Source organism: Fodinicurvata halophila (genome assembly GCF_042651425.1).
Lineage (GTDB): Bacteria > Pseudomonadota > Alphaproteobacteria > Kiloniellales > DSM-21159 > Fodinicurvata > Fodinicurvata halophila.
On the sequence record NZ_JBHSCW010000001.1, the window covers coordinates 488266 to 514493 of the forward strand.

Here is a 26228-nt window from a genome sequence, read left to right on the forward strand (position 1 = left end):
ACGAGAAGCAGTGCTCGACCAGCCGTTAATCCCCTGTCTTATTCACGGGCAAGTTCCCGCCGCAACGACGGGGCCTCATTCCACTCAAAAAGATCCCACCAATCGTAGCGTTTTTTTCACATAAGCTTGTAACTCGCCGTCGTCGATCGGCTCGGCAATACCTCCTGGTGCCTCTCCGTGAGAGTGGGAGCGGCAGTATTCGTTGATTTCCTCAAGCTCATCTTCGACGGCGCGAAGCTCGTGGTCACCCGGTAGATCCCTTATTTTTCCAACCATCACGCCAAGGGTGTCGTCACCTTGAAATACCCCCCATGCCACTGCTTTGTAATATGCTTCCAGTACAGGCCGAATCTTCTGGATAACATCACCGGCGTTACCTTCATTAAATGAATAGAACCGCTGCAATGCATCCCGGGACATCTCGAAGCGATCCTTAACAGCCTCCTCAATATCCCACTCCGCGATGCGGGTATTACCCTCTGCCACTCGGGCCAGCCAAAGTGACTTTCGCTCATGACTGGCTGTTGCCGCAAGTTTGTCCCAGACAAGCTTTAGAAAACCGATGTCATGGGACAGAACTATGACTTGCGCCACAACGTCACCCAGGCGTCGTACCTGCAAAGCCGTTTGATTTCGGCGAAAGCTATCTTGGCTAGTGAAAGGATCATCCAGAACCACAGATTTGCTTGCTCGGTCGGGGTCCTGTTCAAGCTGCGCTAGGAAAAACGCCAATGCCAAAGTGCTGCGATCGCCGGCGCTTAGAGTGTTCTTGAAGCTAGGTGTCTCCAAAGACGTGTCAGCCCGTCCTAAATTGATCGGGGTGTCATTGATAAGAAGCTGATAATGGGTTGTCGGTGTGCCGCCTTGATAGCTATGGGACGTCCCCGTTATGCGGAACCCAGCATTAAAGCGGTCCAGGTAGTTATTAATACTCTGCTGATATGTACTGATTATCCTATTTGTATGATCGTCGATCCGGCTACGAAGTTGCTCTTTTTCTTCATCCTGCTGACGCTTTTCGCTGTTCTTCTGAACATATAAATCACAGATCTGGCGAATACGATTGGTGTAGCGTGTTTTGACCGCTTTGCGTCTGTCTAGCTCACTTCGGGCAGCTTGCAGGTCGGTGCCGGCAACCTCTTCCTTCTTGTCTCGAATTATCCGATTGGCCGCATTCACATATTCGTTGTATCGAGTGATGCTCTCAGTGGCAGTACTATAATCCTGCTTAGCCTGCGTGTAAGCCTCGCTCGGTGAGATGGAATCCAGAGGTGCTGCAGCCTTGCGCTCAAGCAGCGACAAAGCTGCTTGACGGAGATCGCGAAGAACCTGAATGAGTGAAACTAGATCATCGATGGCTGGTGGCGCTATCGTCACATATTGCTGCCAGAACTCCAGATCGGTGCTGTTTTGATGAACAGTCCGTTCAACGGCGCTGAATGCCTGTTCTCCAAGTTCGGCATCGACACGTGCCATGAGATTGGAAATCTCGGATTTTAGCTGCTCGTATTCCTCGCTGAAATATGCCCGGTAAGCGTCGATCAGATCGATCCGGTCGAGGGATTGACCACAAAACGGACAGTCGTCCTCCTCGTGGATATAGTTTAAGCCCTCGGAGAGCCACGCTTCGCCGCGATCATGCATCTGATGCTTGGCGATCTGTTGTTTAACTTTTTCCTCCGCGTCAGCGGCGATCCCCTCGAGTGTTCGGACAAGTACTGCCGTAAAATCATTCGGAAGCCGAGGAAGATCCACAGGCCGCAGTTCAGCTCGCTGTTGAATCTGGTCGGCGCGCTGGGCGGCCTGTACAGCTCTTTCCTGATCCTCAATTTTGGTGGCGATCTCTGGATCTTCTGCGAGATTCAGAAAATCGTCGAAGGTCATATCCTGCGGAACATGCTCGTTGATCTGTTGTTGGATCTCCCTAATTTCCCTGCTTTTCTGGCGGTTTTCTTTATCTAACTCATCCATACGCCGGACCATTCCGACACCTTCCGGGCCAACCATGACACGGTAGAGGTTGCGCCGTTGCTCCGGCTCCACAGCATCGCCCGCATAGACGTTTTCGGTCACAAACTGGCCGTCGAACACGGCAAGGTGAGGGTCGGTCTGATTCCAGGTCCCATTGGAGAACGTTGCGGTTGTTCCATTCAGCCGGATCTGGACTTCCGGCGCATCGATCGCAGCAAGGGTTTTGCGTCCAGTTATATAAGCCGGTTGGTTTTCTCTTAGAGCCCGCAGAATCGCGCACACCGTTGTCTTTCCGCGACCATTTTCCGCGAAGACAACGTTGTATTTCTTGAATTTGACATCACCGCTTGCTCTAGCATCGCGGAAGCGGCCGATGTTCTTTATCAAAATTATCTTTTCTACCGGCATACCGAGGCTCCCACTACTAGCCAAACCCCGCGCTCGCTTCTTTAAATAAAGGATTCGATGCAGCTCGCCAGAGACGAATTCTGCTCCAAGTGCGGGGCATAGTAGACCAACGAGTTGAAGGCTGTACGCTGCTTCAGCGGGCCCAGAGTTTCTCAATGCTAATGATTAACGTGACCTCAAGGTTTCATCCAGTTGGTGCTGAAATCGTTGGTTGATGATTGCGCTTGTGCGCAGGCGGAGCAAAAGATAGGAGACAGATGAGGTTGTAGCATCACTAACTGACGAAAAATGGATCGGCTTGTGATCCTACCCCTGATGTCCAACAAGTACTGTGTGTACCGTGTGTGGAGTACAGGCACCTATCAAAAGTCTAGTCTTGGTAAGGCCATTTCTCACTTAGAGTCGTTCAACTGGTGTTCCACCTTCAAGCGCTCTTCTGATTAAATCCCCCATTTCCTCCCTCAATGCTGTTTTTCCTGGTTTAGGCTTCCGCAAACGCTGAAAGGGTTCATCTTGGGGCTTTTCTCGCCAACTTCCCTCTAACGCAGTCCAAAGATCTGGCACTCGGGCCAAATGATCGGGACGTTCAGGTGAATCCTCCCCTAATGAAAAACGGTTGAGAACAGTCTTTGTAATTGCTGCATGATCAAGCGCATGCTGACACACTGATCCACTTTCCAACCAACCACTTGCCACAATAATGGGTACGCGCACCCCAAACTTATGACTTCCACCGGAGTATCCTAACTGCTCACTTAGAGCAGGATCTGCGCTTTCCCAGCCAGGGGGAATGACATGATCGTAAAACCCCCCGTGTTCATCGTAGGCCAGGATGAACAGGGTTTCTTCAAGTTTAGGGTCATTCTCAAGGAGTGCGTTATAGACGCGGGCAATCAGTTCCTGTCCTCGTGCTATATCTGCATCTGGATGATCGCTGTTGTCGGTTTCCAGATCTACACGATGATCGCTGCGGTTACCCACTATTTCATCATATGTATCCTCAGCCCACTGAAAAAGCTTCTGCGAATCCTCCACTTCTTCGTAAACGGCGCGGAAGTTTGGATCAATCCATGTAACATGAGGTAAATTCCCACGCTGAGCACGATCATAGAAAATTGAGATCTTCTCAATGTGAGGGCTTATTACGTGCGAATATATATAGCGCAATGAAGATACATCATGACTATAAGCTCTCCACTCAACCTTTGCCTGATCCAAATACTCGAACAAAGTGGTTACATTCCACAATTTGGGGGGAAATATATTCTTGTTTTCATGATTGGAGGTTCCAGCCAAAGCAGTCATGCGATTCGGCTGGGTAGGACCTGGCAAGGACGAGAACCAATGATCGCAGACGGTGGATTGCTTAGCCAATCCGGTCAGGGCCCAGACCTCCGGAAAGGCATAATAACTCATCGCTAGATCAGCTTCTTGCGCGTCCTCTCCTGCTTCCCGCACTTTTGAAATATATTGATTCACGAAGCCTTGACACATGTCATTCGACGAGCCCGTTGGATTGATTTGCCACTCAACCTCTTCAGCGCTGTGCGGCATATCAATTTTTACACGTCTCGTATCCCGCAACCTATGCAGCGACACATCCTTACCGCTCTCCCTATTTGGGTTGACGTGGTTATCGGGGTCATCAATGCCTTCAATGTCTTTCCGGCCCAGACCACCCTCATCTGGGGGCAGACTCAAATGACCAAGCATATGATCGAAGGATCGATTCTCCATCATCAAGACGACGATATGCTTGATATGTTTCTTCGCTGCTTCCCCATTATCTGCCATGATCAACCTCCCCCGAATAATACATGGAGAAGTAGTGTATCATGAATAAGCATAAAATTCTATAAGATCTAAATCCTAAGAATAAGTTTGAAAATCACTTCTATATTCAGAACAGTATAACGACCATTCTACTATGGTTTTATGAGGCTTTGTCTTTCCGCTGCCCCCCTAACACATTCCCCTACCAGTCCTCGGCAATACGGCCGAGGTCCAGCGCCTCACTCTCACCACACAGCAGGTCCAGCACCCGCGGCGGCGTCAGGGGAAGCGCCTGCACGCGACTGCCCGTGGCGTTCGCCACGGCACAGGCCACGGCGGCGGCGACGTTCAGGATGGGGATCTCGCCCGCCCCCTTGGCGCCCAGCGGGCCCATCGAAGGGGCGCCCTCGTAAAGGTCGACCTGGATCGGCAGGGTGTCGCCCGCCTGGGGCAGGCGATAGGTCTCGAAGCCCTGCTGGGCGACCTCGCCCTCTGGCGTGAACGTCACCTCCTCGTGCAGGGCATAGCCCAGGCCCTGGGTCAAGCCGCCTTGGATATATCCCTGGCCGAAGGAAACTTCAGGGAGAGATCAGGCTCTTGTCCACGCCGTCGCGGAATCGAGCACCAACCGCCTCCGTATAGGCGGACCTATCGACCTCGGCGAAGCCCGACAAACCCAGGTCCTCGAGGAGCGCGCGTGGCTCCGCATCTTCACCTGCCCTCAAGAGCGCAGCCCTGATGGCATCGATAGTTCCGCCGTCGACGACCCCAGAAGCCACCAGGGGAGAAATCGGAAGCCAGGGCGTCGTGGCGATGCTGCGCAGGTTCTGGGCAAGCGGCATTTGGGGGTGAGCGCACAAGTCGAAGAAATAGGTGTCGACGACCCCCACGGCGGCCTGGCCTTCGGCCACGGCCTGCAGGACCTCCCGCGGCGTTTGCACCTGGACGGCCTTGCTCCGGAGCAGGTGGCGGAGTGGCGCCTCCCCCAGGCGCTCCGCCAGGTGGGCGACCGGGCTCCGGAAGCCCGAGAGCGAGTCCCGGGGCATGAGGGCGAGGGGCCCCTGCTGCCGGAGGTCCTCCAGCGCTTCGATGGGAGAGTCGTGGCGGACGATGAAGTCCGTCGCATAGACGGGGCGGGACTCATAGCGCGGAAAGCAGGGCACGGGCGCGGCCAGGGGCTGCACGTCGAACCGTCCGCCGGAGAACGGCAGGGCGCACATGAAGGCACATCCCAAGTCGCGGCGCGACCAGATGTCCGGCAGCTGCGCCGGCGGCGGCATCTCGGCCATATGGAGGTCGACCCCGGCCGCCTCGGCGAGCCAGGCGAAGAAGCGCCGCCAGCGGGAGGTCACCGGCTCCCCCGGATCGTACATCCGGGGGACGGCGAGCAGGGAGGAGCCGGCGGAGGGGGGCACGTCTCGCCCCTTATCGGAATTTGAGTCGCTGGGTGGTCCCCGCCGCGCGCGCCTTGTCCAGCATGGCGGCCCCCAGGGCAATGTCGCTCGTGCTCAGCCCGCGATGCCAGAGCAGGATCGTCTCCTCGTCAGACTCGCGGCCGGGCTTCTGGCCGGCCACGATCTGTCCCAGCTCGCCATGAATGGTCTCCTGGGTGACCTTCCCGCTGTCCACATGTTCGCGCAGGGCGCCGAAAGGCCGGCCCGGCTTGCACTGCTCCCAGTCGTCGACGACGATCTTGTCCATGATATCGGTCAGGTCGAACTCCACCGCGCTCATGGTGCCATAGGGCACGACGTAGGCGCCCCTGGAGATCCACGCGGTCTTCAGGATCGGCTCGGGCTCGGGCAGGCGCGAGGCCTCGACGACGATGTCCGCGCCGACGACGCAATCCTCCCAGTTGTCCGTGACGACGATGGTCTTGCCCAGGTCCTTCTCCAGCTGGGCGGCGAAGGCGTTGCGGCTTTCCGGCCGCCGGGAATGGATGCGGATCTCCTCGAAATCGAAGATGTGGTCCAGCAGGCGGACGTTCCAGTAGGCGGTGCCCCGCGCCCCGATATGGCCCAGCACCTTGGAGTTGGCGCGTGCCAGATAGCGGCCGCCCAGGGCCGTCAGCGCGCCCGTCCGCATCGAGGTGATCTCCGTGGCGTCGACGATGGCCTTCAGCATGCCGTTGTCCGGGTTGAACAGGTTCAGCACGCCCAGCTCCGAGGGCAGCCCCTGCTCGTAGTTGCGATAGTAATCCCCGACGATCTTCACGCCGGCATAGTTCAGCGGCTGGATATAGCCGCGCAGGACATTGAAGTGCCCCTTGTCCGAGCTTTCCGGAACCAGGTGCACGCGCGGCTCGATCACGGTCTTCCCCTGCCCCTGGGCCGCGAGGGATTGTTCAACCGCCTCCAATATTTCCGCGTCGCTCAACGGCGCCGCCTCGATCCCATCGCCATTGAGGTAATCGACGTAGATTTCATTGGCTTCCATCTCGGGTCTCCTTGTCGCGGTCGCTTGAGTAAGCCAGTGCCAGCTGGCTCCCAATATTGACGTGCTTGTCTCTCAGCTTGTATAGATGAATATACATGTTTGAGCGGACACAGGTAAACTGTATCGTTGGCTTCAAACCAATATCCTCGCCGAAGAAGGATAGAGAAGAGCAGACGTAGTGAACCCAGCTAGCATGGAGGCAAACTCATGATATCCAGAACCCTGATCACAGCCGGCATCCTGGGGCTGACGGCAGCGCCCCTCGCCCAGGCCCAGGCCGACGACTACCCCTCCGAGCCCATCAAGATCGTCGTGCCCTTCGCGGCCGGCGACGCGCTTGACCAGTCCGCACGGGTGATCGCCGACCAGATGGAAGACGAACTCGACGTCTCCGTCGTGATCCAGAACATCGCCGGCGCCGGCGGTGCCGTGGGAACCGCCGAGGCCGTGCAGGCCGAGCCGGATGGCTACACCCTCCTGATGGGCTCCACCGGCGCCCTGACGGCCCGCCCCCTGATGGCGGACTCCGGGTACAAGACCGATGACTTCCAGCCCCTCGCCCAGCTCGTCGAGGTGCCCATCGGCCTCGCCGTGGCCAAGGACAGCGAGTGGGAAGACGTCGACCAGCTGTTCGCGGCCGCCGAGGACGAGCGCATCACCTATTCCACGCCGGGCCCCGGGACGACGCAGCATATCAACATGGGCCAGTTCGCCCTGGAGAACGGCCTGAACCTCAGCCATATCGGCGGCAAGGGCGGCACCGGCGCGGTGACCAACGTGCTGACCGGCGAGGTCGATTTCGTCTTCGTGGGCGCGACCAACTATCTGGGCCACCTGGATGGTGAAGACGACGAAGGGCTCCGCGTGCTCGGCGTCGGCTCCGAAGAGCGTGTCGACTACCTGCCCGACACGCCGACCTTCCAGGAAGCCGGCCATGACCTGACGGCCGCTGTCTGGTTCGGCCTGCTGACACATTCCGAAGTGCCCGAGGAGCGGGTCGCGTTCCTGGAGGAGCTGATTTCCAAGGTGGCGCAGTCCGAGGAAACCCGGGACGCCTACGCCAAGTTCAACCTGCAGGACTCCTTCCTGGATGCCGATGCGTTCCAGGAGAGGATCGACGGGAACGTCGAGCTTCACCGGCAGATTCTCACCGATATGGGCGTGCTGGAGAACTGATTCGGCCCCCTCACGAAGTGGGATTTACGCACCATGCGATGGCTGAAGAGAACGGATGTGATTGTCGGTGTGGGGACACTCCTGTGTGCGGCCTGGCTGCTGCTGATCGGGATGGACGTCCCCACGGGATTTGATCCCGGCGGCCTCAACGCACGCTTCTTTCCCATCCTTCTCCCGGCCATCCTGGTGCTCCTGGGCCTGATCCTTCTGGTGCGCCCGGGACCCCTGACGATCGACAGCTTCCTGCCCCGGCAAGCCGTGCCTCGTGTGGCCGCCTTTGCCGGGCTCTTCCTGATCTATGCCTTCAGCTTCCGATACATGGATTTCCGTGTCGGCACGCTGGCGTTCGTCCTGCTGGCCATGCTCGTGCTGGGCGAACGCCGGTGGCTGTACCTGGCTGTGGTCCCGCTTGCTGTCAGCCTGCTGGGCTACAGTGTCTTCAGATACGGTTTCGGAGTCTTGCTGCCGACATGGAGCTGATCGATCCCAGCGTTGTCCAGTCCGCCCTGGCAGGCGTGTTCCAGCCGATGCTGATCGTGAGCATCCTGGCCGGGGTGCTGATCGGCCTGGTCTTCGGCGCCATGCCGGGACTGACGGCGACGGCCGGTGTGGCCATTACCACCCCCCTGACATTCGGAATGGGGTTCGAGGCGGCGATGGCACTGCTGCTGGGGATCTATTGCGGCGGCTATTACGCCGGCTCCATTCCGGCCATTCTCCTGAACACGCCGGGCTCGCCCGGAAACGCGGCGACCTCCCTGGACGGCTACAAGATGGCCCTCAAGGGAGAGGCGGACCGGGCGCTGGGCTTGTCGATCCTGGCCTCCGTCGTCGGCGGCGTCGTCTCCGTGCTGCTTCTGATGACGATTGCGCCCTTCCTGGCCACGCTGGCGCTCAAGTTCACCTCGGTGGAATATGCCGTCTTCGGCCTGTTCGGCCTGACCTGCGTGGCGGCCATTTCCGGCAAGTCGCTCATCAAGGGCATCATCGGTGCGGTCCTGGGCATGTACCTGGGCCTTGTCGGCATCGACCAGGTTTCAGGAATGCAGCGCCTGACCTTCGGGATGCCGCAACTGATGAACGGCATCCCCCTCCTGCCCGCACTGATCGCACTGTTCGCGCTGGCCGAGGTCCTGTCCCGCGTCACCCAGCAGGACGACGAGAGCCACCTGCCGGTCCAGCAGCGCTATTCGGCACTGTCCGCCCTGCGCGAGCTGCTCAGGCACAAGTGGCTGACCATCAAGAGTTCCCTCATCGGCACCTTCATAGGCATCCTGCCGGGCACGGGCCCGACCATCGCCGCCTGGATCGCCTATGGCGAAACCTCCCGCTCCGAGAAGACGGATACGGAACTCGGCCACGGCTCGCCGCGGGGCGTGATCGCCGCCGAGTCCTCGAACAACGCGGTGACGGGCGGCGCGCTCGTGCCGCTGCTGACGCTGGGGATCCCGGGGGACACGGTCACGGCCGTGTTGATCGGCGCGCTGCTCATCCAGGGAATCACGCCCGGCCCGTCCTTCATCGGGGACAATCCCATCCTGTTCACGCAGATCCTCGTGCTTCTGATCCTTGCCTATCTCTGCGTCCTGGTCGTCGCGATGGCGAGCCGCCGGTGGCTGCCCCATATCCTCTCGGTGCCCCTGCCCGTCCTGCTGCCGATCATTGCCGTGCTGTGCGCCGCCGGCGGGTACTCCGTCAACAATCTGTCGTTCGATGTCATCCTGATCGCGGTGTTGGGCCTGGCCGGGTTCGTCCTGCTGCGCGTGGGAATTCCCATGGCGCCCATCGTGCTCGGCCTGGTCCTGGGGCCCATCATAGAGAGGAATCTGCGTCAGGCGATGACCGTCCATGACATGGATTTCACGGTCTTCGTGACCCGGCCGATCAGTGCCGTCCTCCTGATTGCGACCGCATTCATGATTGTCTGGGCCTGGCGGCGATGGTCGAAAGCCTGACTACGGGAGAAACAGTGAATCTTGGAGGCGGGCAGTGGCCATAGAACAGAATGAAACGGCCTGGATGCCGAGTTACGAGCGCGTAAAGCGCTATATCGTCGAGCAGATCCGTCTCGGGAACTGGAAGCCCGACGACCAGCTTCCGTCCGAAGCCAAGCTCTGCGAGCTGTTCCAGGTCTCTCGCATGACCGCGGCGCGGGCGCTTCGGGAACTGGCCTATGACGGCTGGCTGGTCCGCATGCAGGGTGTCGGCACCTTCGTGGCAAGCGCGCGGCCCACCGCCTCGCTCCTGGAAGTGAAGGACATCGCGCAGGAGATCCGCCAGCTGAACCGCAGGCACAGCGCCAGAGTCCTGACCCTGGAGGCGATCAACGCCCCCGCGATCGTCGCCTCCGAGCTGGAAGTGCCGCCCGATACCCGCATCTTCCATTCGGAAGTCGTCCACTACGAGGACGGGCAGCCCATCCAATACGAAGAGCGCTACGTGAACCCCTCGGCGGCGCCCCGGTACCTGGAGCAGGATTACACGACGATCACGCCCAACGAATACCTGACGACCTGCGATCCCGCACGCGAGGTCGAACAGACCGTGGAGGCCATCCTTCCCGACGAGAAGTTCCGCGACTTGCTCCAGGTGGCCCCGAACGAGCCCTGCCTGCTGCTGCACCGCCGGACCTGGACGGATGTCGTGGCCACGAGCAGCCGCTTCGTCTATGCCGGCCAGCGCTGCCGCCTGGGCAGCCGCTATCCCCTGAACATCCAGGGAAACCCGTTGGCACGTAACTCATACATATTCTACTAGGCGCCCAGCAAGGCTACCCCGTCCCCAGCACATTCCCCCACCAGTCCTCGGCCATATGACCGAGATCCAGCGCATCGCCCTCCCAGCACAGCAGGTCCAGCACCCGCGGCGGCGTCAGCGGGATCTCCTGCACCCGCGTGCCCGTGGCGTTCGCCACCGCACAGGCCACGGCGGCGGCGACGTTCAGGATGGGGATCTCGCCCGCCCCCTTGGCGCCCAGCGGGCCCATCGAAGGGGCGCCTTCGTAGAGGTCGACCTGGATGGGCAGGGTGTCGCCCGCCTGGGGCAGGCGATAGGTCTCGAAGCCCTGCTGGGCGACGTCACCGTTGGGCGTGAAGGTCACCTCCTCGTGCAGGGCATAGCCCAGGCCCTGGGTCACGCCGCCCTGGATCTGGCCGTGGATGGCGCGGGGGTTGATGGCGCGGCCCACGTCCTGCACCACGCGATAGGCGAGCACCTCCACATGGCCGGTCTCCGGGTCCACCGCCAGCTCGCAGTCGTGGACGGTGAAGATGGGCAGGTCGAGCGCCTCGATCATGTGCCCGGCGCAGCAGCCGGGCATGGCCTGGGTGCCGGCGCCGGTGAAGGCGCCGCTGCCGGAGATGGGGCCGGTCACCGCCTGGGCGCGCTGGGCCACCTGGGCGATGGAGACACGCGCTTCCGGCACGCCCTGGATATAGACCTGCCCGCCCTTGAGGATCAGGTCCTCGGGCGCGGCCTCCACCATGTCGGCGGCGATGTCGAGCAGCTTGCGCCGCACCTCGGCACAGGCCTGGTGGCTGGCCACGCCCAGCGAGACGGTGGTCCGCCCGCCGCCCACGCCCACGTCATAGCCGGCGGCGTCGGTGTCGGCGGCGCGCACCACCACGTTCGAGGGCTCCAGGCCCAGGGCCTCGGCCACCAGCTGGGGCAGCGCCTGCATCATCGAGCCGGAGCCGATCTCCACGCCCGAGGTCACCAGCGTCGCGCTGCCGTCGGGGTTCAGGTTCACCGTAGCCGCCGAGGGCCCGACGAAGACGAACCAGGTGCCCACCACCGTGGCCCGGCCATAGAGCCGCCCGTCGGCCAGGCGCCCGTTGTAGGAGGTGGCGTTGTAAGGGGAAACTCCGGCCTCGACCTGCGGCCGGGGGCGCGGCCCGCGGGCGAAGGGCGCCGTCTCCTCCAGCGGCGCCGCCCGCAATGTCTCCATGCGCGCCAGCAGGGGCCCCAGCACGTCGCCCTGGAAGACCTGGCCTGTGGCCCCCAGGTCGCCGTCGCCCAGCACGTTGCGGCGGCGGAACTCCAACGGGTCCATGCCGATGGCGGCACAGATCTCGTCGGTGTGGCGTTCCAGGGCGAAGGTGCCATAGGTGCCGTTGCAGGCGCGGAAGGCGCCGGTGGGCGGCGTGTTGGTATAGACCGCGCGGCTGACCAGGCGCACCGCGCCCAGGCGATAGTTGCCGCCCAGGGTGTGCGCCGTCATGGTGGTGAGGAACGGCTGCTCCCCGCCATAGGCGCCGCAGTCCATCAGCACCACCATCTCGCGCGCCAGGATCTGCCCCTCCGGCCCGATGGCCGAGCGCACGCGGATGTCGGCGTTCTCGCGGCAGAGCGCGGTCTGCATCTCCTCCTGCCGGCTGTTTACCAGGCGCACCGGCCGGCCCGAGGCGCGCGCCAGCAAGGCGGCGAAGGGCTCCAGCGCGAATTCGAACTTCAGGCCGAAGCCGCCGCCCACGGCCGGCACCACCACCCGCACCTGGGACTCCGGCACGCCCATCAGCCGGGCGGTGGAGCCGCGCACGGCCCAGGGCACCTGGGTCGAGGTCTCGATGACGAAGCGCCCGTCCTCGTAGCTCGCCACACAGGCGCGCGGCTCCAGCGGGGCCTGGTTCTGCCGGCCGCTGCGGAAGCTGCTCTCCACCACCGTGACGTCGTCGCGGGCGAAGGCGGCGTCGCTGTCGCCGCGCACCACCGTCGCCTCCCAGGCGATGTTGCCCTCGCGCGCGCCGCCCTCCACCAGCACCTCGTAGTCGCGCCAGTCCGGATGGATCTCGCGCGCACCGGAGGCCAGCGCCTGGGCCATGGTGATCAGCGGCTCCAGCGGTTCCAGCTCGACGACCACCGCTGCGGCCGCGGCGGCGGCCTGTTCCGGCGTCTCGGCGGCGATGGCGGCCAGCGGCTCGCCGCAATAGCGCACCTCGTCCACGGCGAAGAGCGGATGGTCGGCCACGCCGATGCCGTAGCGGCCCGGCGCGTCGGCGGCGGTGATGACGGCGTGGACGCCCGGCATGCGCCGTGCCGGCTCCACGTCGATGCTGCGGATGCGGGCAGCCGCCACCTGGGCGCGGCAGAGGGCGGCATGCAGCATGCCGGGCCGCGCGGAATCCACGGTGTAACGCGTGGCGCCGCGCAGCTTGTCGCGGGCATCGCGGCGCGGCAGGCTGTCGCCAATCACGGGACGGTCCTCGGCCTTGTCCAGGATATCGCTCATGACGCGGCTCCTTCCCCGGCATTTTCGCCCACTGCGCCGTCCCGCAGCGAGAGCGCGGCCGAGATGATCTGTTCATAGCCGGTGCAGCGGCAAATATTCCCGGTCAGCGCAGCGCGCACCTCGTCCTCGCTGGGCGTCTGATTGCGCTCGAACAGCGGGGTCAGCGCCATCAGGATGCCGGGAAAGCACATGCCGCACTGGACCACGTCCTGGTCCAGGAAGGCCTGCTGCAGCGGCGCCAGCGGCGCTTCGCCGCTCGCTCCACCGCCGCCGCTGGCCGGCGCCAGCCCCTCGACGGTACGGACCTCGCGCCCCTCGGCCAGGCCCAGGGGCAGCAGGCAGGCCGCCGCCGGTGCACCGTCCAGCAGCACGGTGCAGGACCCGCAGAAACCCTCGCCACAGGCGATCTTGGTACCGGTCAGGAACAGCTCCTCGCGCAGCACCCGGGCCAGCGGCGTCATGGCCTCCGCCTGGGCCCGGGTCTCGCGTCCGTTCAGCGTGAAGGTCACCGTCATGGCTGGGCCCTCCCCTGGCTGTCGTCCCCCTGGCTGTCGTCTGGTGCCAGCTCCGCAACAGCGCGGCGAACCAGGGCGGGCAGCACGCGGCGGCGATAGGCCGCCGGCGCCTCGACCCCGTCACGGGCCGGCAGCTCGCTGCTCAACTCCGCGGCAAAGGCGGCCGCGCGGTCGGGGTCAATGCCTTGTCCATTTGGAGGGCCATCCTGCAGCGCGTCCTCCAGCGTCCGCCAGCGCCGGGCCACCGGCCCGACGGAGCCGACGGCGATGCGCACGCGCTGCAGGCGGCCCCCTCCCCCGATCTCCTGATCTTCTACCTCGGTAACTCCAACCTCGGCGGCGACACTGACGATGGCGACCGGGTAGTCGCCGGCCGCCTTCAAGGTCAGCCGCGCATGGGCGCTGCGCCCGGCCGCGCGCGGGATGTGCACGGCGCTGACCAGCGCCCCGGGCAGCAGCTGCGCGCGCTGCGCCAGGAAGTCCTCCAGCGGCATCTCCTCCGTCACCTCCGTGCCGTGCCGGCGCAGCAGCACGCTGGCCTCCAGCGCCAGCAAGGCGGGCGGCAGGTCGGCGGCCGGAAAGTCCGCCGCACAGAGGTTGCCGCCCAGGGTCGCCACCTGGCGGATGGCCGGGTTCGCCGAGCGGCCCGCCGCCTGGGCCAACCCGCTCAGCTCCGGCAGCTCCGCCAAGGCGGCGGCCAGCCGGGCATGGGTAACGCAGGCGCCCAACGTGACTGCCTCGTCGGTGATGGTGATGTCGTTGAGGTCCTTCAGCCCGCCCAGCGCCACATAGCGGGCCGGCGGCGCCTCGCCGCGCAGCGGCGCGCGCATGGTCCAGGTGGCTCCGGCCAGGGGCCGGGCCGCGCCCCCGGCCTCGTCGCCAGCCCCGAACAGGGCGGCCAGCGCGTCATCCAGCGAGGTGGGCGTATAAAGCTGCGGTCCCGTCATGATCGATCTCGCCTCCGGTCTGTCGGGATGCGGATGCCGCCTTGTCCGGCCAGCGGCTGGTCGCCCCAGCCAGAAGCCTCCGCCGCCCCTGCCGAGAAATCAAATCGTAAAAACTCCGGCGGCGAATTCGGATTTTCAGATAACGTGCGCGAACGACCTCGGTTTTCCCTTGGGATTCAAGGGGAAAGCAACGGGTATCCGTGAGCGGCCAGCTGGCCTCCTATGCCTGCCAAAGCCGCCATCCCGCGACCGGCCAGGATCACGCGCAAGCCGATCCGGTACTGAACCACGGCCGTTCCTTCACAGCTTCATGAATGTTGTTTTACATAACTGTTGCATAGCACAACAATTCTGTGCCAGCGTTGCCGTTAACAGGTCACCCGCTCCTGCATCCGCCTGTGCAGGTGCGCGAGAGCGGCATCCCTGACCCGAACAGGGGTGCTGGAGGTTTCAACAAAGGAGGCGAGGCAGATGACACACAGACTGACCCGCAAGGCGATTCCCCAGCTGGCGGCCACACTGGTTGCCGGCACGGTCCTGGCCGGTACGGCCAGCGCCGAGGTCCAACTCAGGATGGCCGGCATCGTGCCCGAGGGCCATCCGGCCACCGAGGCCATGAACGAGTTCGCCGAACGTGCCGCCGAACAGTCCGACGGCGAAATCGATATCCGCGTATTCCCGGCCAACCAGCTGGGCGACTACACCCAGATCTATGAGGAACTTCGTCGCGACACCATCGAGTTCGCCTTGATCCCGGTGCCCAGCCAGTTCGATTCCCGGCTCGAGCTGCCGTCGCTCAACTACGCCGTCTCCAGCTGGGACCAGGCGAAGGAGATGATGGCCCGCGACGGCTTCATCGCCGAGGAGATGGCACAGTTGCACGCCAACCTCGACGTCAAGCAGATCGGTGGGCTCTATGCCAACGGCTTCGGCGGGCTTGGCCTGACCGAACTGCCCGAGGATATTCACGACCCCACCTCGGAGAAGGACGTCCTTCTGCGCGTACCGCCCATCGACGTCTTCAAGGTGGCCATGGACGACCTGGGTTTCCAGACCGTGACCGTGCCCTATGCCGAGCTCTACAACGCCATGCAGACCGGCGTGGCAGAGGGCTGGACCGGCGGACAGGCCGAGATCAACTACACCAACTTCCGTGACGTGATCGACTACTACGTCCCGGTGAACAACTTCTTCGAAAGCTATGCCTTCCTGATGAGCGCGGAGACCTGGGAGGGGCTCTCTGCGGAGAACCAGGAGATCATCCGCGAGATCGCCATCGACCTGGTGGACAAGAGCTTCGAGACGGCGCGCGAGAGCGAGGAAACCTATCTCAAGCGTCTCGATGAGTCCGGCGTCGAGGTGGTCGAGTTCACGGACGAGGACCGGGAACGCTGGGCCGAATACGTCCGCGAGACGACCTGGCCGAAGCTGCATGACCGGCTGAGCGAAGAACTCATCAACCGGCTGCGCGAGCAGTACTAGTTCCTCCCTGGCAGTCGGTGTCGCGGGCCAGGCGTCCGCGGCACCGGCCGCATCGCCTAGGGTCAACAAGGCATGAGCGTTCTCAGGAAAACCGACAGTATCGTCCTGCGCATCCAGGCGACGATCGTCGTGCTGGCCAACCTCTTCGTCCTCTTCGGCGTCAGCGCGATCGCCTTCCAGCGCTACGTCTTCGGCGGCAGTCTCTACGGCATGGACGAGCTGATCGTCATTGCCGCCTTCTGGATGTATTTCATTGGGGCGGCCTATGCCACACGCTATCACCGCCACATCTCGGCCGACATCATCTCCGTCTACCTGCGCGGCCGGCGGATCGGCGACCTGGTGCAGCTGCTGAGCAGCGTGATCACGCTGGGCCTGTCCGGCCTGTTCACCTACTGGGCCTGGGAGATGTTCAGCTGGAGCCTGGCGAAAGGCGGGGAGACCCCGGTCTTCGGCATTCCCAACCTGGTCCTGCACACCTCCATCCTGCTCGGCTTCATCTTCATGACGCTCTATTTCGCGGTGGAGCTGATCGGCAAGCTCACCGAACTCCGGCAGACGGGCCACATCGAGCCGCAGATCCTCAAGGAACAGGCGGCGGCCGCCGCTCAATCGAGCGAAGAGGGGAGACTTTAGCCCATGAGTACCCTGGCCGCGATCCTGATCCTCATTCTGGCCCTGGTCATCGGCATCCCGGTGCCCTTCGCCTTCCTGGCCTCCACGGCCTACCTGATCTTCCAGTTCGGCTACGACCCCAGCTTCCTGCTGCCCTATGCGTCCAGCCGCATGAACTCCATCGTTATCCTGGCGATCCCGCTGTTCATTGTGGCCGGCGGCCTGATCAACCGTGGCAACATCGGCATACGGCTGGTGGAACTGGTGGAGCTGCTGGTCGGGCGCGTTCGCGGCGGTCTCGGTTCGGTCATGGTGGTGGCCAGCGCCGTCTTCGGCTCGATCACCGGCAGCGCTGCGGCCACCCTCTCGGCCATCGGCACCATCCTGTTCCCGCGGCTGAACGAGGCCGGCTACCCGCGCGGACATTCGGCGGCGCTGATGGCCAGCGCCTCGGTGCTGGGGATGCTGATCCCGCCCAGCTCGATGATGATCATGTACGCCTGGATCGGGCGGCAGTCCGTCCTGGCCGCCTTCCTGGCCTGCTTCACGCCCGGCATCATCCTGATGGTGCTTTTGTGCTGCGTGAACGTCTGGCTGATGCGCAACCAGGACAACCTCGTCCGGCGGCCGGCCTATGACTCACCGCGCGCTTATGCCAAGGAATTCGGACGGCGCACCGGCCGGGCGACACCGGCCCTGTTCATGCCCTTCCTGATCCTGGGCGGCATCTACGGCGGCTTCGTCACACCGACCGAAGCGGCGGGTCTGGCGGCCCTCTATGCCATCCCCGTCGGTTTCTGGATCTATCGCGGCCTTACCATCCGGGGCTTCTTCCAGACGGTTCTGGACTCGGCGGTGATGACCGGCGTCATCATGGTCATGTTGTTCGCCGTCCTGATGCTCAGTCGCCTCTACGTGATGGAAGGCGTGCCCGACCTGATCATGGACACCCTGACCCAGGTGTCCAGCAACCCGCTGGTCCTGATCCTGATGATCAATGTTTTCATGATCATCATCGGCATGCTGATGGACGACCTCAGTTCGGTGATGCTCAGCACGCCCCTGCTGCTGCCGCTGGTCACGGATCTGGGCATCAGTCCCATCCAGTTCGCTGCCATCCTGGGCGTCAACCTGGGCATGGGAAACATCACCCCACCGACGGCACCGCTGCTCTATCTGGCGGGGCAGCTGAACCGGGTGCCGATCACCGAGACCATGCGGCCGACGCTCTACATGCTGCTGTTCGCCTGGCTGCCGACGCTGCTGCTCACGACCTACGTCCCCGAGATCTCGCTCTGGCTGCCGCGCCTGCTACTGGGCTACGGATAAGCAAGGAGAGGCACCGATGAAGAACACACCCCTCGGCAACTCCCTGTGGCATGCCACTGCTGCCCCGGCCCCACCCACCGAGCCCCTGGAAGGCGACATCCAGACCGAGGTCTGTGTCGTCGGCGGTGGCTATACCGGCCTGTCCACCGCCATCCACCTGGCCCGCTCGGGGCGCGACGTCGTCCTGCTGGAGGCCGAGGAAATCGGTCACGGCGGTTCGGGCCGCAACGCCGGCCACTGCACGCCCACCTTCATCATGCTGGAGCCCGGAGATGTGAAGAAGAAATACGGCGATCCCTGGGGCGAGCGCATCCTGCGCCTGCAGGCCGACGCGGCCCAGCTGGTCTTCAGCCTGATCAACCGCTACGACATGGACTGTGAGGGCCAGCAGAACGGCTATCTGCAGGTCGCCCACACGCCGGCCATGGAACCGACGATCCGGGCGCGCTGCGAGAGCTATGCCGATCTGGGCAAGGACGTGAAGCTGCTCGGCCGCGACGAGGTCGCCGCGATGACGGGCTCGGACAAGTACTTCGGCGGCTGGCTGCACCCCGAGGGTGGTCACCTGAACCCCCTGGGCTATGCCCGCGGACTGGCCCGTGCGGCCATCAGCGAAGGCGCGCGCCTCCACACCCGGTCTCGCGTGACCGGGATCGAGGGCCAGACGTCCGGCTGGCGCGTCAAGACGGCCCACGGTTCCGTCTCGGCGGACAAGGTGGTAATCGGCACGGGCGCCTATACCGACGACTTCTGGCCCCGCCTGAAGAAGAGCTTCGTGAACCTGACCGTGGCCTGCTTCGCCAGCGAACCGCTCTCCGGGAACGTCAGGCAGCAGGTTCTCCCCGGGAATCACCACCTGGTGGACACGCGCAAGGATCCCTGTCTCTACAAGTACAACAAGGAGGGACGGCTGGTGACCTCCGTCTTCGTCGAAAGCCGGCGCGGACGCGACGGCGACTATACGAAACGACTGCTGAGCGAGCGCATGAAGTGGCTGCACCCCCAGGTCGGCGACCTGGACTGGCCCTATCACTGGTTCGGCGACCTGGACATGCAGCCCGATACCTTCCCGCGCCTGTTCGAGCTGGCACCCGGTGTCGTCGCCTCCATCGGCTATTCGGGCCGCGGCGTGCCGACAGCCACGGCCATGGGACCGGTGCTCGCCGACTGGGCCTGCGGGGTCGCCGCCGAGGACCTCTCGGTGCCCCTGCAGAAGCCGAGAACCGTGCCCCAGGGCGGTTGGATCGTGCCACGGATTCTATTGCCCCTGTACCGCCGGCACGACCGCAAGCTGGCACGCCGAGCAGGACTCGAGGCACCCGCCTTCTGAGGCTTGCAGAAAAGCCTCTTGCAACCGAAAGTCACGAACAACTTACCAGGGATAGGAAAGCACAGGTTTGGGAATGTCAGGGCGCAGCAACAGGAAAAAAGCAAAAGACGCATCCGCATCCGTAGACGGCGAGACCGCCTCCCCCGATTTCGGTTTCCTGGCGGAGTTGGTCAGCTTCCACTTCCGCATGCTGAGCATCGAGCTCAACAGGGCCTATGACCATTCCTTCGCCGACACGCCGCTGGCCGGGGGGACCGGCAAGCTGTCGACACTGATTGTCGTGGCGAACAACCCCGGGGTCAGCCAGACCAGTGTCGCCAAGGCCCTGGACAAGGATCGCTCGGCCATGGTCAAGCTGGTGGACCACTTGGAGGCCAAGGAGCTGATTGTCCGCCACCCCTCGCCGAAGGAACGGCGGACCTATGCCCTGCAGCTGACGGACAAGGGGCGATCGCTTCTGGACCAGGTCACGAACATCGCCTGCCGCTATGACGAGGATTTCTTCTCGGTCCTGACGGACGAAGAGCGCGACGAACTGGTGCGCATCCTGAAGAAGCTGCGCCGGCATCACGAGCCAGGCACCGCGGGGCTCTAGCCCAAGGCTTTCTCCACACCCACGCAAATTCATCAAGGGAAGTCGGTTTTGTTCGAACGCAAGCATGTCGATGCGGTGGTCATTGGCGGCGGGATCATTGGCTGCGCCACGGCCTGGTACCTGCACAGGCGCGGTCTCTCGGTCACGGTGGTGGAGAAGGGTCGCGTGGCCGGCGAGCAGTCCAGCCGCAACTGGGGCTTCGTGCGCCAGCAGGGCCGCGACCTGCGCGAGCTGCCGCTGATCATGAAGAGCCTGGCGAACTGGCGCGGCATCGACGCCGAACTGGGTGAGTCCACTGGCTTCGTGACCTGCGGCAACCTGGCCGTGGCGCCCGACGACAAGAAGATGCAGGCCATGCGCGACTGGGCGCGGGACGCCGCCGCCCAAGGCCTGGAAAGCCGGGTGGTGAGCGGGTCGGAGATGGAGGCTCTCGCACCGGCGATGGCACGCCGCTATTCCGCCGCCCTCTACACCCCCTCCGACGGGCGCGCTGAGCCCGGTCTGGCCACGCAGGCGATCGCCTCGGCTCTGCGCAGGGTCGGCCAGGAAGTCGTCGAGACCTGCATGGTGGAAGACCTGCTGCTCCAGGGTGGTGAGGTAACCGGTGTGGCCACCGAGGGCGGTGAGATTCGCTGCAGCAAGGTCGTCCTGGCCGGCGGCGTCTGGTCGACCCAGTTCCTGCGCAAGCTGGATATCAGCCTGCCCCAGAGCGACCTGCGCGTCTCCGTCGGCCGCACCCAGGCCTTCGCGCACGGCATCGAGATTCCCACCTGGTTCCCGGCGGTCGCCCTGCGCCCACGCCAGGACGGCGGGCTCAGCTTCGCCTCGGGCGCCGTCATGGACCACGACCTCAATGCCGACAGCTTCCGTTACCTGGGCCGTTTCCTGCCCAACTTCCTGATGAACGCCTCCAGCTTGCGCGTGCACCTGAACAGCCGCTTCGCCGAGCAGCGACGGCAGGCGCGCATCTACCGAGCGGCCGAACGTAAGAGTTACGAGGAGATCCGCACTCTGGACCCGGCGCCCAACCACAAGCTGCTGGAGCGCACCCGCTCCGCCCTGGCGGACGCCTTCGGGTTTCCCAGGGACCTGGGCCTTGCGGAAACCTGGGCCGGCCGCATCGACGTCATGCCCGACGCCATCCCCGTCATCGACCAGGCGCCCCAGGCCAAGGGCCTGACCCTGGCAACAGGCATGAGCGGCCACGGCTTTGGCATCGGCTTGGGCGTCGGCGAAGTCGTGGCCGAACTGGTCGACCGCGGCACCACCGAACTGGACTTGAGCGCCTTCTCGCTGTCCCGCTTCTCCGAGCGCTATTTCGTCAAGCCGAAGAACCTGCTCTGAGATCTGCCGGGCCTACGCCGAGGCCCACTCCGTCTCGCTGACCCGCCCCTGTCACAGGCCGGCCTTCGAGAAGGTACGTGGATTGCTTCGCATCCGCTGCCGGAATTGGCGTCAGGAGCTGCCTTGTTCCCTTTCACAAAAAGGTGGCCGTCCTGTCCTTCACACTTCGCCCCGGATATCAGCGTGCGCGCCGGCAATGGTAGACATAGGCCGGCGGCACATTGGCCCAGACATGGCTCATCTTCATTTCGTCGTACAGCGACTTCAGGTCTGGCCGGATATTCCGTGAGAACTGCAAGGCCACGAATATTCCGCCGGGGTTCAGCAGATCGTGGAACTCCTTCAGCAGAAACGTTCGATCCGCCTGGGAAAAATTGACGAAGGGCAGGCCCGAGACGATGCAATCCAGACCGGACAGCCCCCGGCTGTCCATGACCGTCCTCAGCTCGAAGGCGTTGTCGTGAACAGAGACGGCATCGTAACGTTTCTCCAGGGCGGCCCGCATGGAGCGGTCGCTCTCGAAAACCAGGAACTCCGAGTCCCTGCTGCGTTGGCGGTCGATGGCATCTGTCACCACGCCTGTTCCCGCACCAAGCTCAGCCACCGAGCCCAGCGTGGGCCAGTCGATACCCGACACGATCACATTCACCAGGTACCGAGAGCTCGGCACGACACTGCCGACGGCCTTGGGCGAATTGAGAAACGACTTCAGGAATATCAAGGATTGTTGCATGCAGTCTCCGAGGCAGCGTTCAGACGCTCAACATCTGTGATTTGCCCGCTCATGAAAAGACAATTCATGTCGTGTTCATATGCGCTCGCCGTCAAGGGCCCTTAAATCCCCACAGTCATTGAGCCAACGCGGCTGCAAGCCTGGTGCCGGGTGACCCTCCCGGCGATTTCGCATGCCTCGATATCAACCTGACTGAATATTCTGTTTTTCAGATATGCAACCCTGGGGCATACTGGAAAAAACAAGGGGGCTTCCGTGAACGCCCTCGAACAGCGTCAAACAGGCCAGCGTGTTCTGATTTTCAGATACACACCGGCCTCGCGGACGGGGAAGACAGATGAATTTTCGGCACGTCAAATACTTCGTGGCGACGGCCGAACTGGGACAGATCTCGCGCGCCGCCATGGAGCTGTCGATCTCCCAGTCCGCCATCACCACCGCCATCAAGGACCTGGAGGCCGAGACCGGCGCCCAGCTGTTCACCCGCACCGCCCAGGGCATGGAGCTGACGGCTGCGGGCCGGCACTTCCTGGGCTCGGCCTATCGCATCCTGGCCTCCATCGACGAGGCGATGAACCCCGGCGGCGTCGCCGACGAGGAGGTCACCGGCACCCTGTCGGTGGCCGCCACCTACACCGTGCTGGGCTATTTCCTGCCCCAGCATCTGGGCCGGCTGGAGAGGCGCTATCCCAACCTGAAGATCCAGCTGTTCGAGCTCAGCCGCGAGATGGTGGAGGACGGGCTGGTCACCAACCGCTTCGACATGGCCGTCGTGCTGACCTCCAACGTCAACAACCCGGAGCTGGCCACGGACTCGCTGCTCAGCTCCCAGCGCCGGCTCTGGGTGCCTTCGGGCCACCCCTTCCTCGGCCTCGAGCGCGTGGGCTTCGAGGAGATCTCGAAGGAGCCCTACATCATGCTGACGGTGGACGAGGCGGCGCACACCACGCTGCGCTACTGGAACCGCACCAACTACCAGCCCTCGGTGCGCCTGCGCACCTCGTCCATCGAGGCGGTGCGCTCCATCGTCGCCAACGGCCAGGGCATCACCATCCTGTCCGACATGGTCTATCGGCCCTGGTCGCTGGAGGGCAAGCGCATCGACACCATCATCCCGGCCGAGCCGGTGCCCTCCATGAACATCGGCCTGGCCTGGCGCAAGGGCGTCGAGCTCACCCCCGCCATGCGTCTGTTCCGCGAATACTTCAGCGACACCTACCAGACCCCGCAAAGCCATCTGGCAAGGTAGGTCACCGTACCCCCTGATAACGCTTTCTTGACTTTCTCTGCCAATTAATAAAGAAAACTTTATTAGCAAAGGCTCCTGGGAACGAGATCGTTCCCAGGAGCGTGAGAGGAAACAGGATGAAGCGTATCACGGGACGCTATGAAACTGCACTGGCTGGCAGCGAGGACGTCTCGGCCTTCGTCCCCTTTCCTCTGCCGCCGCGGGATCCAGAAATCATCCTGGAGGACCGCTTGAGTGACCGGCTGCGCGCTGCGGAGCATGCGCTGGCCCGACTCGACCTCGCCAGTGACATGGTTCCTTCCCTCGACTGGTTCATCTATGCCTTCGTGCGCAAGGAAGCCGTTCTCTCCTCCCAGATAGAAGGCACCCAGGCGACCCTGGTCGACCTTTTGAACTTCGAAGCCGCGGAAGACTCCTCACCGGACGAAGAGGTCGAGGAAATCTGCAACTACCTTGAAGCCTTGAGTTACGCGCGCGAACAGCTGGCGCAGACGAGCGGCCTTCCGATCTCCATGAGGCTGCTCAATGAAGCCCACCTGAGGCTGATGCAGGGTGCACGGGAAGCCAACAAGCAACCGGGAGAGGTTCGGCGCAGCCAGAACTGGATTGGGGGCAGCCGGCCGGGCAATGCCGTCTATGTCCCGCCACCGCCCCACGCACTTCCCGAACTGCTGGGCGAGCTGGAAAAATACCTGCACGCAGATGACGCACTGCCCTCGTTGGTACGGATCGGCTTGGCCCACGTCCAGTTCGAAAGCATCCACCCCTATCTCGACGGGAACGGCCGCATCGGACGCCTGCTCATTGCGTTGCTCCTGGAACACTGGGGACTGCTACAGGCGCCACTGCTCTATCTCAGCCTCTTCTTCAAGCGCCATCGCGAGGAATATTACCGGCGCTTGACCGCAGTGCGTGACGAAGGCGACTGGGAAGGCTGGACTGATTTCTTCCTCGACGGCGTGGCGACAATCGCCGATGAAGCCGTCGGTTCGGCCCGCGACCTCTTCGCCGTGATCTCGGCCGACCGGAGGCACCTGCACTCCAACGAAGGCAGCTCCCTGTCCGCCGTGCGCCTGTTCGAGCAGTTGCCGAACCATCCGGTCATCACAGTGGCTGCTGCAATGAAACTTCTCCAGACCAGCAAGCCAACGGCCAGCCGCGCCATCGAAACGCTTGTCGACGCCGGCATCCTGGTTGAGATGACCGGCCGGAAACGCGACCGCAGTTTTGCCTACAAGGCCTACATCGACCGCTTGCGGATCGGCACGGAACTGGAACGAGCGTGAGGCACAGGCTTTCCGTATCGGATTGGGGATGCAGTCTCCAGCGGAATCTCATGCCCCAGTAAACACCATCCTCTGCCTGTGCATGACGGCATAGGCACCCCCAAACTGCCAAGGTCCTGGCCGCAGCTACCTGATTATCAGGACATCGATGCTACTCGCTGACAGAGTGTGCCCGCACCTGCTTCAATAAGGGCACTGCCAGGGCCTTGGCGCGCTCCACGGCGGCCGCGCCCATGAAGGTCCAGCTCTGGGTCAGGCCCTCGTGCAGCAACATCAGCTCGTCCTTGCGGTCCTCCAGCCCCGTGGCCTGGCCCAGCCGCCCGGCCACCTCGGCCTTGTGCCGCTCCAGCAGCTGTCGCAGCGCCGCATTGTGGGGCTGCGCCGCGACGGCACTGTGGAAGAGGCACCCCTGTGCGGCGTTGCTGCGCATCCAGTCGCCCACCCGCTCGAAGATCTCCATCAGCGCCGCCTGTGGTTCCAAGGGCAAACCCTCGAAGAGATGGGCGAGATAACGCCCATGGCGATGCTCCAGCGCCGTCAGGACCATGTCCTCGCGGGACGGACAGTACTTGTAGAGCGTGCGCAAGCTGACCTGCGTCGCATCGCGCAGCTGGTCCACGCCGGGCTCGGCAAAGCCCGCGCTGGCGAAGGCCTGTTCCAGCCCGGCGGCAATTTTCTCTTGGGTGTCTTTCATGATTGACAATGTAGAACGATCGTCCTACTTACGCAAGTAGAACGATCGCTTTACTTTTCTTGGAGACCCTCGCCATGCCTTCCCTGCGCACCCTGGCAGCGACACCGGTCCTGGAAGTTGGTCTGGTCATCTGCTGGAGCTCCGGCTTCATCGGCGGGACGCTGGCCTCCGCCACCACGTCGATCTACCTGGTTCTGTTCTGGCGCTTCCTGCTGATCAGCCTGCTTCTGCTACCCCTTGCCGGCCGCGGGATCGCGCGCATGGCACCCCGGGAGCTCGCCCTCCAGGCGCTTCTGGGCGCCTTCGCCATGTTCGGCTATCTGGCCACGCTGATCACTGCCATCGACCAGGGCGTGCCTGCGGGCACCGCGGCCCTGATCGCCGCGCTCCAGCCGCTGGCGACCGCGGCCCTGGCCGGCATCGTGGTGTCGGAACCGGTTTCGGCCCGCCAATGGCTGGGGCTATTGATCGGCTTCGGCGGCGTGGCCCTGGCGGTCGGTGGTGGTCTCGACCAGGCCCCACTGTGGGGCTATGGCCTGACCCTACTCAGCATGGCCTCCCTCGTGACGGCCACGCTGATCGCCCGTCGCCAGCCAGGTCCCAGCCCACTACTGCCCTCCCTCACCATACAGTCCGCCGTCGCAGCCCTGCTGTTCCTGCCCCTGGCGCTGGCAGACGGCACTCTGCTGCCAGAGGTAACAGGTTCCTTCGCCTATGCGGTCCTCTGGTTCATTCTCTTCTCGACGCTGGGCGGCTACGGCCTCTACTGGACCTGCCTGGCGCGCACCTCGGCGACGCGCGTTTCCAGCCTGATCTACCTGACACCACCGGTCACCACGCTCTGGGCCTTCGTCATGTTCGATCAGCCAATCACCCTCGGCGCCGTGGCCGGGTTCCTCATCTGCCTGGCCGGCGTGCGGCTGGCAAAGGCCAGGCGGATGCCGGGAAAGACCGCGGTGCTGCCCCGCTCCTGTCCGAACCCCTGAACATCGGCCTGGCCTGGCGCAAGGGCGTCGAGCTCATCCCCCGCCATGCGCCTGTTCCGCGAATACTTCAGCAACACCGACCAGACCCCGCAGAGCCATCTGGCAAGGTAGCAAAGGGCTTGTAACTCGCCG

23 protein-coding genes are annotated in these 26228 nt (G+C 63.4%); 13 read left to right on the plus strand and 10 right to left on the minus strand.

Annotated features, from left to right (window positions below; translation table 11 throughout):
* Window positions 1–84 precede the first annotated feature (84 nt).
* The 5 genes from ACFOW6_RS02320 to ACFOW6_RS02340 all read right to left on the minus strand — a co-directional run bounded on the left by ACFOW6_RS02320 (window position 85) and on the right by ACFOW6_RS02340 (window position 6588).
* Window positions 85–2379: an AAA family ATPase gene (locus ACFOW6_RS02320; RefSeq protein ID WP_382420711.1), complete on the minus strand. Its 2295-nt coding sequence runs from the start codon at window positions 2377–2379 to the stop codon at window positions 85–87.
* 396 nt (window positions 2380–2775) lie between these two features.
* Window positions 2776–4173 (minus strand): alkaline phosphatase family protein, encoded by a 1398-nt coding sequence (locus tag ACFOW6_RS02325; protein WP_382420712.1) that lies wholly within the window; start codon window positions 4171–4173, stop codon window positions 2776–2778.
* 181 nt (window positions 4174–4354) lie between these two features.
* Window positions 4355–4708, minus strand: a complete 354-nt coding sequence (locus ACFOW6_RS02330; RefSeq protein ID WP_382421003.1) for a molybdopterin cofactor-binding domain-containing protein — start codon at window positions 4706–4708, stop codon at window positions 4355–4357.
* Between the two features lie 22 nt (window positions 4709–4730).
* Window positions 4731–5567, minus strand: a complete 837-nt coding sequence (locus ACFOW6_RS02335; protein ID WP_382420713.1) for a phosphate/phosphite/phosphonate ABC transporter substrate-binding protein — start codon at window positions 5565–5567, stop codon at window positions 4731–4733.
* A 10-nt stretch (window positions 5568–5577) separates the two neighbouring features.
* A complete protein-coding gene (locus tag ACFOW6_RS02340) occupies window positions 5578–6588 on the minus strand; it encodes an ornithine cyclodeaminase family protein (protein WP_382420714.1) in 1011 nt (336 codons plus the stop codon).
* 207 nt (window positions 6589–6795) lie between these two features.
* Between ACFOW6_RS02340 and ACFOW6_RS02345 the strand changes: the two genes are divergently transcribed.
* From ACFOW6_RS02345 to hutC, 4 genes are read left to right on the plus strand one after another with little or no spacing between them, the layout of a single operon-like run.
* On the plus strand, window positions 6796–7764 hold the full coding sequence (locus tag ACFOW6_RS02345) for a Bug family tripartite tricarboxylate transporter substrate binding protein (RefSeq protein ID WP_382420715.1): 969 nt from the start codon (window positions 6796–6798) through the stop codon (window positions 7762–7764).
* A gap of 33 nt (window positions 7765–7797) precedes the next feature.
* On the plus strand, window positions 7798–8244 hold the full coding sequence (locus tag ACFOW6_RS02350; RefSeq protein ID WP_382420716.1) for a tripartite tricarboxylate transporter TctB family protein: 447 nt from the start codon (window positions 7798–7800) through the stop codon (window positions 8242–8244).
* Window positions 8235–9719: a tripartite tricarboxylate transporter permease gene (locus ACFOW6_RS02355; RefSeq protein ID WP_382420717.1), complete on the plus strand. Its 1485-nt coding sequence runs from the start codon at window positions 8235–8237 to the stop codon at window positions 9717–9719. Before ACFOW6_RS02350 ends, ACFOW6_RS02355 begins: the two co-directional genes overlap by 10 nt.
* Window positions 9720–9753: 34 nt before the next feature.
* Entirely contained in the window at window positions 9754–10521 is a 768-nt protein-coding gene (gene hutC, locus ACFOW6_RS02360) for a histidine utilization repressor (RefSeq protein ID WP_382420718.1), read from the plus strand.
* A 13-nt stretch (window positions 10522–10534) separates the two neighbouring features.
* On the opposite strand, the gene ACFOW6_RS02365 is transcribed toward hutC, so the two are convergent.
* Genes ACFOW6_RS02365 through ACFOW6_RS02375 form a run of 3 tightly spaced genes read right to left on the minus strand, consistent with a single transcriptional unit; the run spans window position 10535 to window position 14453 of the window.
* Window positions 10535–12991, minus strand: a complete 2457-nt coding sequence (locus ACFOW6_RS02365) for a xanthine dehydrogenase family protein molybdopterin-binding subunit (RefSeq protein WP_382420719.1) — start codon at window positions 12989–12991, stop codon at window positions 10535–10537.
* Window positions 12988–13506, minus strand: a complete 519-nt coding sequence (locus ACFOW6_RS02370; RefSeq protein ID WP_382420720.1) for a (2Fe-2S)-binding protein — start codon at window positions 13504–13506, stop codon at window positions 12988–12990. The genes ACFOW6_RS02365 and ACFOW6_RS02370 overlap by 4 nt, the downstream gene beginning before the upstream one ends.
* On the minus strand, window positions 13503–14453 hold the full coding sequence (locus ACFOW6_RS02375) for an FAD binding domain-containing protein (RefSeq protein WP_382420721.1): 951 nt from the start codon (window positions 14451–14453) through the stop codon (window positions 13503–13505). Before ACFOW6_RS02375 ends, ACFOW6_RS02370 begins: the two co-directional genes overlap by 4 nt.
* A gap of 471 nt (window positions 14454–14924) precedes the next feature.
* Between ACFOW6_RS02375 and dctP the strand changes: the two genes are divergently transcribed.
* From dctP to ACFOW6_RS02405, 6 genes are all read left to right on the plus strand, one after another.
* Window positions 14925–15935, plus strand: coding sequence for a TRAP transporter substrate-binding protein DctP (gene dctP, locus ACFOW6_RS02380; protein WP_382420722.1), 1011 nt, complete (start codon window positions 14925–14927; stop codon window positions 15933–15935).
* A gap of 72 nt (window positions 15936–16007) precedes the next feature.
* Entirely contained in the window at window positions 16008–16571 is a 564-nt protein-coding gene (locus ACFOW6_RS02385; RefSeq protein ID WP_382420723.1) for a TRAP transporter small permease, read from the plus strand.
* A 3-nt stretch (window positions 16572–16574) separates the two neighbouring features.
* Complete coding sequence (locus tag ACFOW6_RS02390; RefSeq protein WP_382420724.1) at window positions 16575–17879, plus strand: TRAP transporter large permease; 1305 nt, start codon at window positions 16575–16577, stop codon at window positions 17877–17879.
* Between the two features lie 16 nt (window positions 17880–17895).
* Complete coding sequence (locus ACFOW6_RS02395; RefSeq protein WP_382420725.1) at window positions 17896–19209, plus strand: NAD(P)/FAD-dependent oxidoreductase; 1314 nt, start codon at window positions 17896–17898, stop codon at window positions 19207–19209.
* Window positions 19210–19282: 73 nt separating this feature from the next.
* Window positions 19283–19804 (plus strand): MarR family winged helix-turn-helix transcriptional regulator, encoded by a 522-nt coding sequence (locus ACFOW6_RS02400; RefSeq protein ID WP_382420726.1) that lies wholly within the window; start codon window positions 19283–19285, stop codon window positions 19802–19804.
* Between the two features lie 48 nt (window positions 19805–19852).
* Window positions 19853–21148 (plus strand): NAD(P)/FAD-dependent oxidoreductase, encoded by a 1296-nt coding sequence (locus ACFOW6_RS02405; RefSeq protein ID WP_382420727.1) that lies wholly within the window; start codon window positions 19853–19855, stop codon window positions 21146–21148.
* 178 nt (window positions 21149–21326) lie between these two features.
* Here ACFOW6_RS02405 and ACFOW6_RS02410 read toward each other — a convergent pair whose 3' ends face one another.
* Entirely contained in the window at window positions 21327–21881 is a 555-nt protein-coding gene (locus ACFOW6_RS02410; protein ID WP_382420728.1) for a class I SAM-dependent methyltransferase, read from the minus strand.
* 337 nt (window positions 21882–22218) lie between these two features.
* On the opposite strand from ACFOW6_RS02410, the gene ACFOW6_RS02415 reads away from it, so the two are divergent.
* Together ACFOW6_RS02415 and ACFOW6_RS02420 are read left to right on the plus strand one after the other, a co-directional pair.
* Window positions 22219–23130: a LysR family transcriptional regulator gene (locus tag ACFOW6_RS02415; RefSeq protein ID WP_382420729.1), complete on the plus strand. Its 912-nt coding sequence runs from the start codon at window positions 22219–22221 to the stop codon at window positions 23128–23130.
* A gap of 116 nt (window positions 23131–23246) precedes the next feature.
* Complete coding sequence (locus ACFOW6_RS02420; RefSeq protein ID WP_382420730.1) at window positions 23247–24416, plus strand: Fic family protein; 1170 nt, start codon at window positions 23247–23249, stop codon at window positions 24414–24416.
* A gap of 151 nt (window positions 24417–24567) precedes the next feature.
* Here ACFOW6_RS02420 and ACFOW6_RS02425 read toward each other — a convergent pair whose 3' ends face one another.
* Entirely contained in the window at window positions 24568–25110 is a 543-nt protein-coding gene (locus tag ACFOW6_RS02425) for a TetR/AcrR family transcriptional regulator (protein ID WP_382420731.1), read from the minus strand.
* A 74-nt stretch (window positions 25111–25184) separates the two neighbouring features.
* Here ACFOW6_RS02425 and ACFOW6_RS02430 point away from each other — a divergent pair, with 74 nt between their 5' ends.
* Window positions 25185–26096: a DMT family transporter gene (locus tag ACFOW6_RS02430; protein ID WP_382420732.1), complete on the plus strand. Its 912-nt coding sequence runs from the start codon at window positions 25185–25187 to the stop codon at window positions 26094–26096.
* Window positions 26097–26228 lie beyond the last annotated feature (132 nt).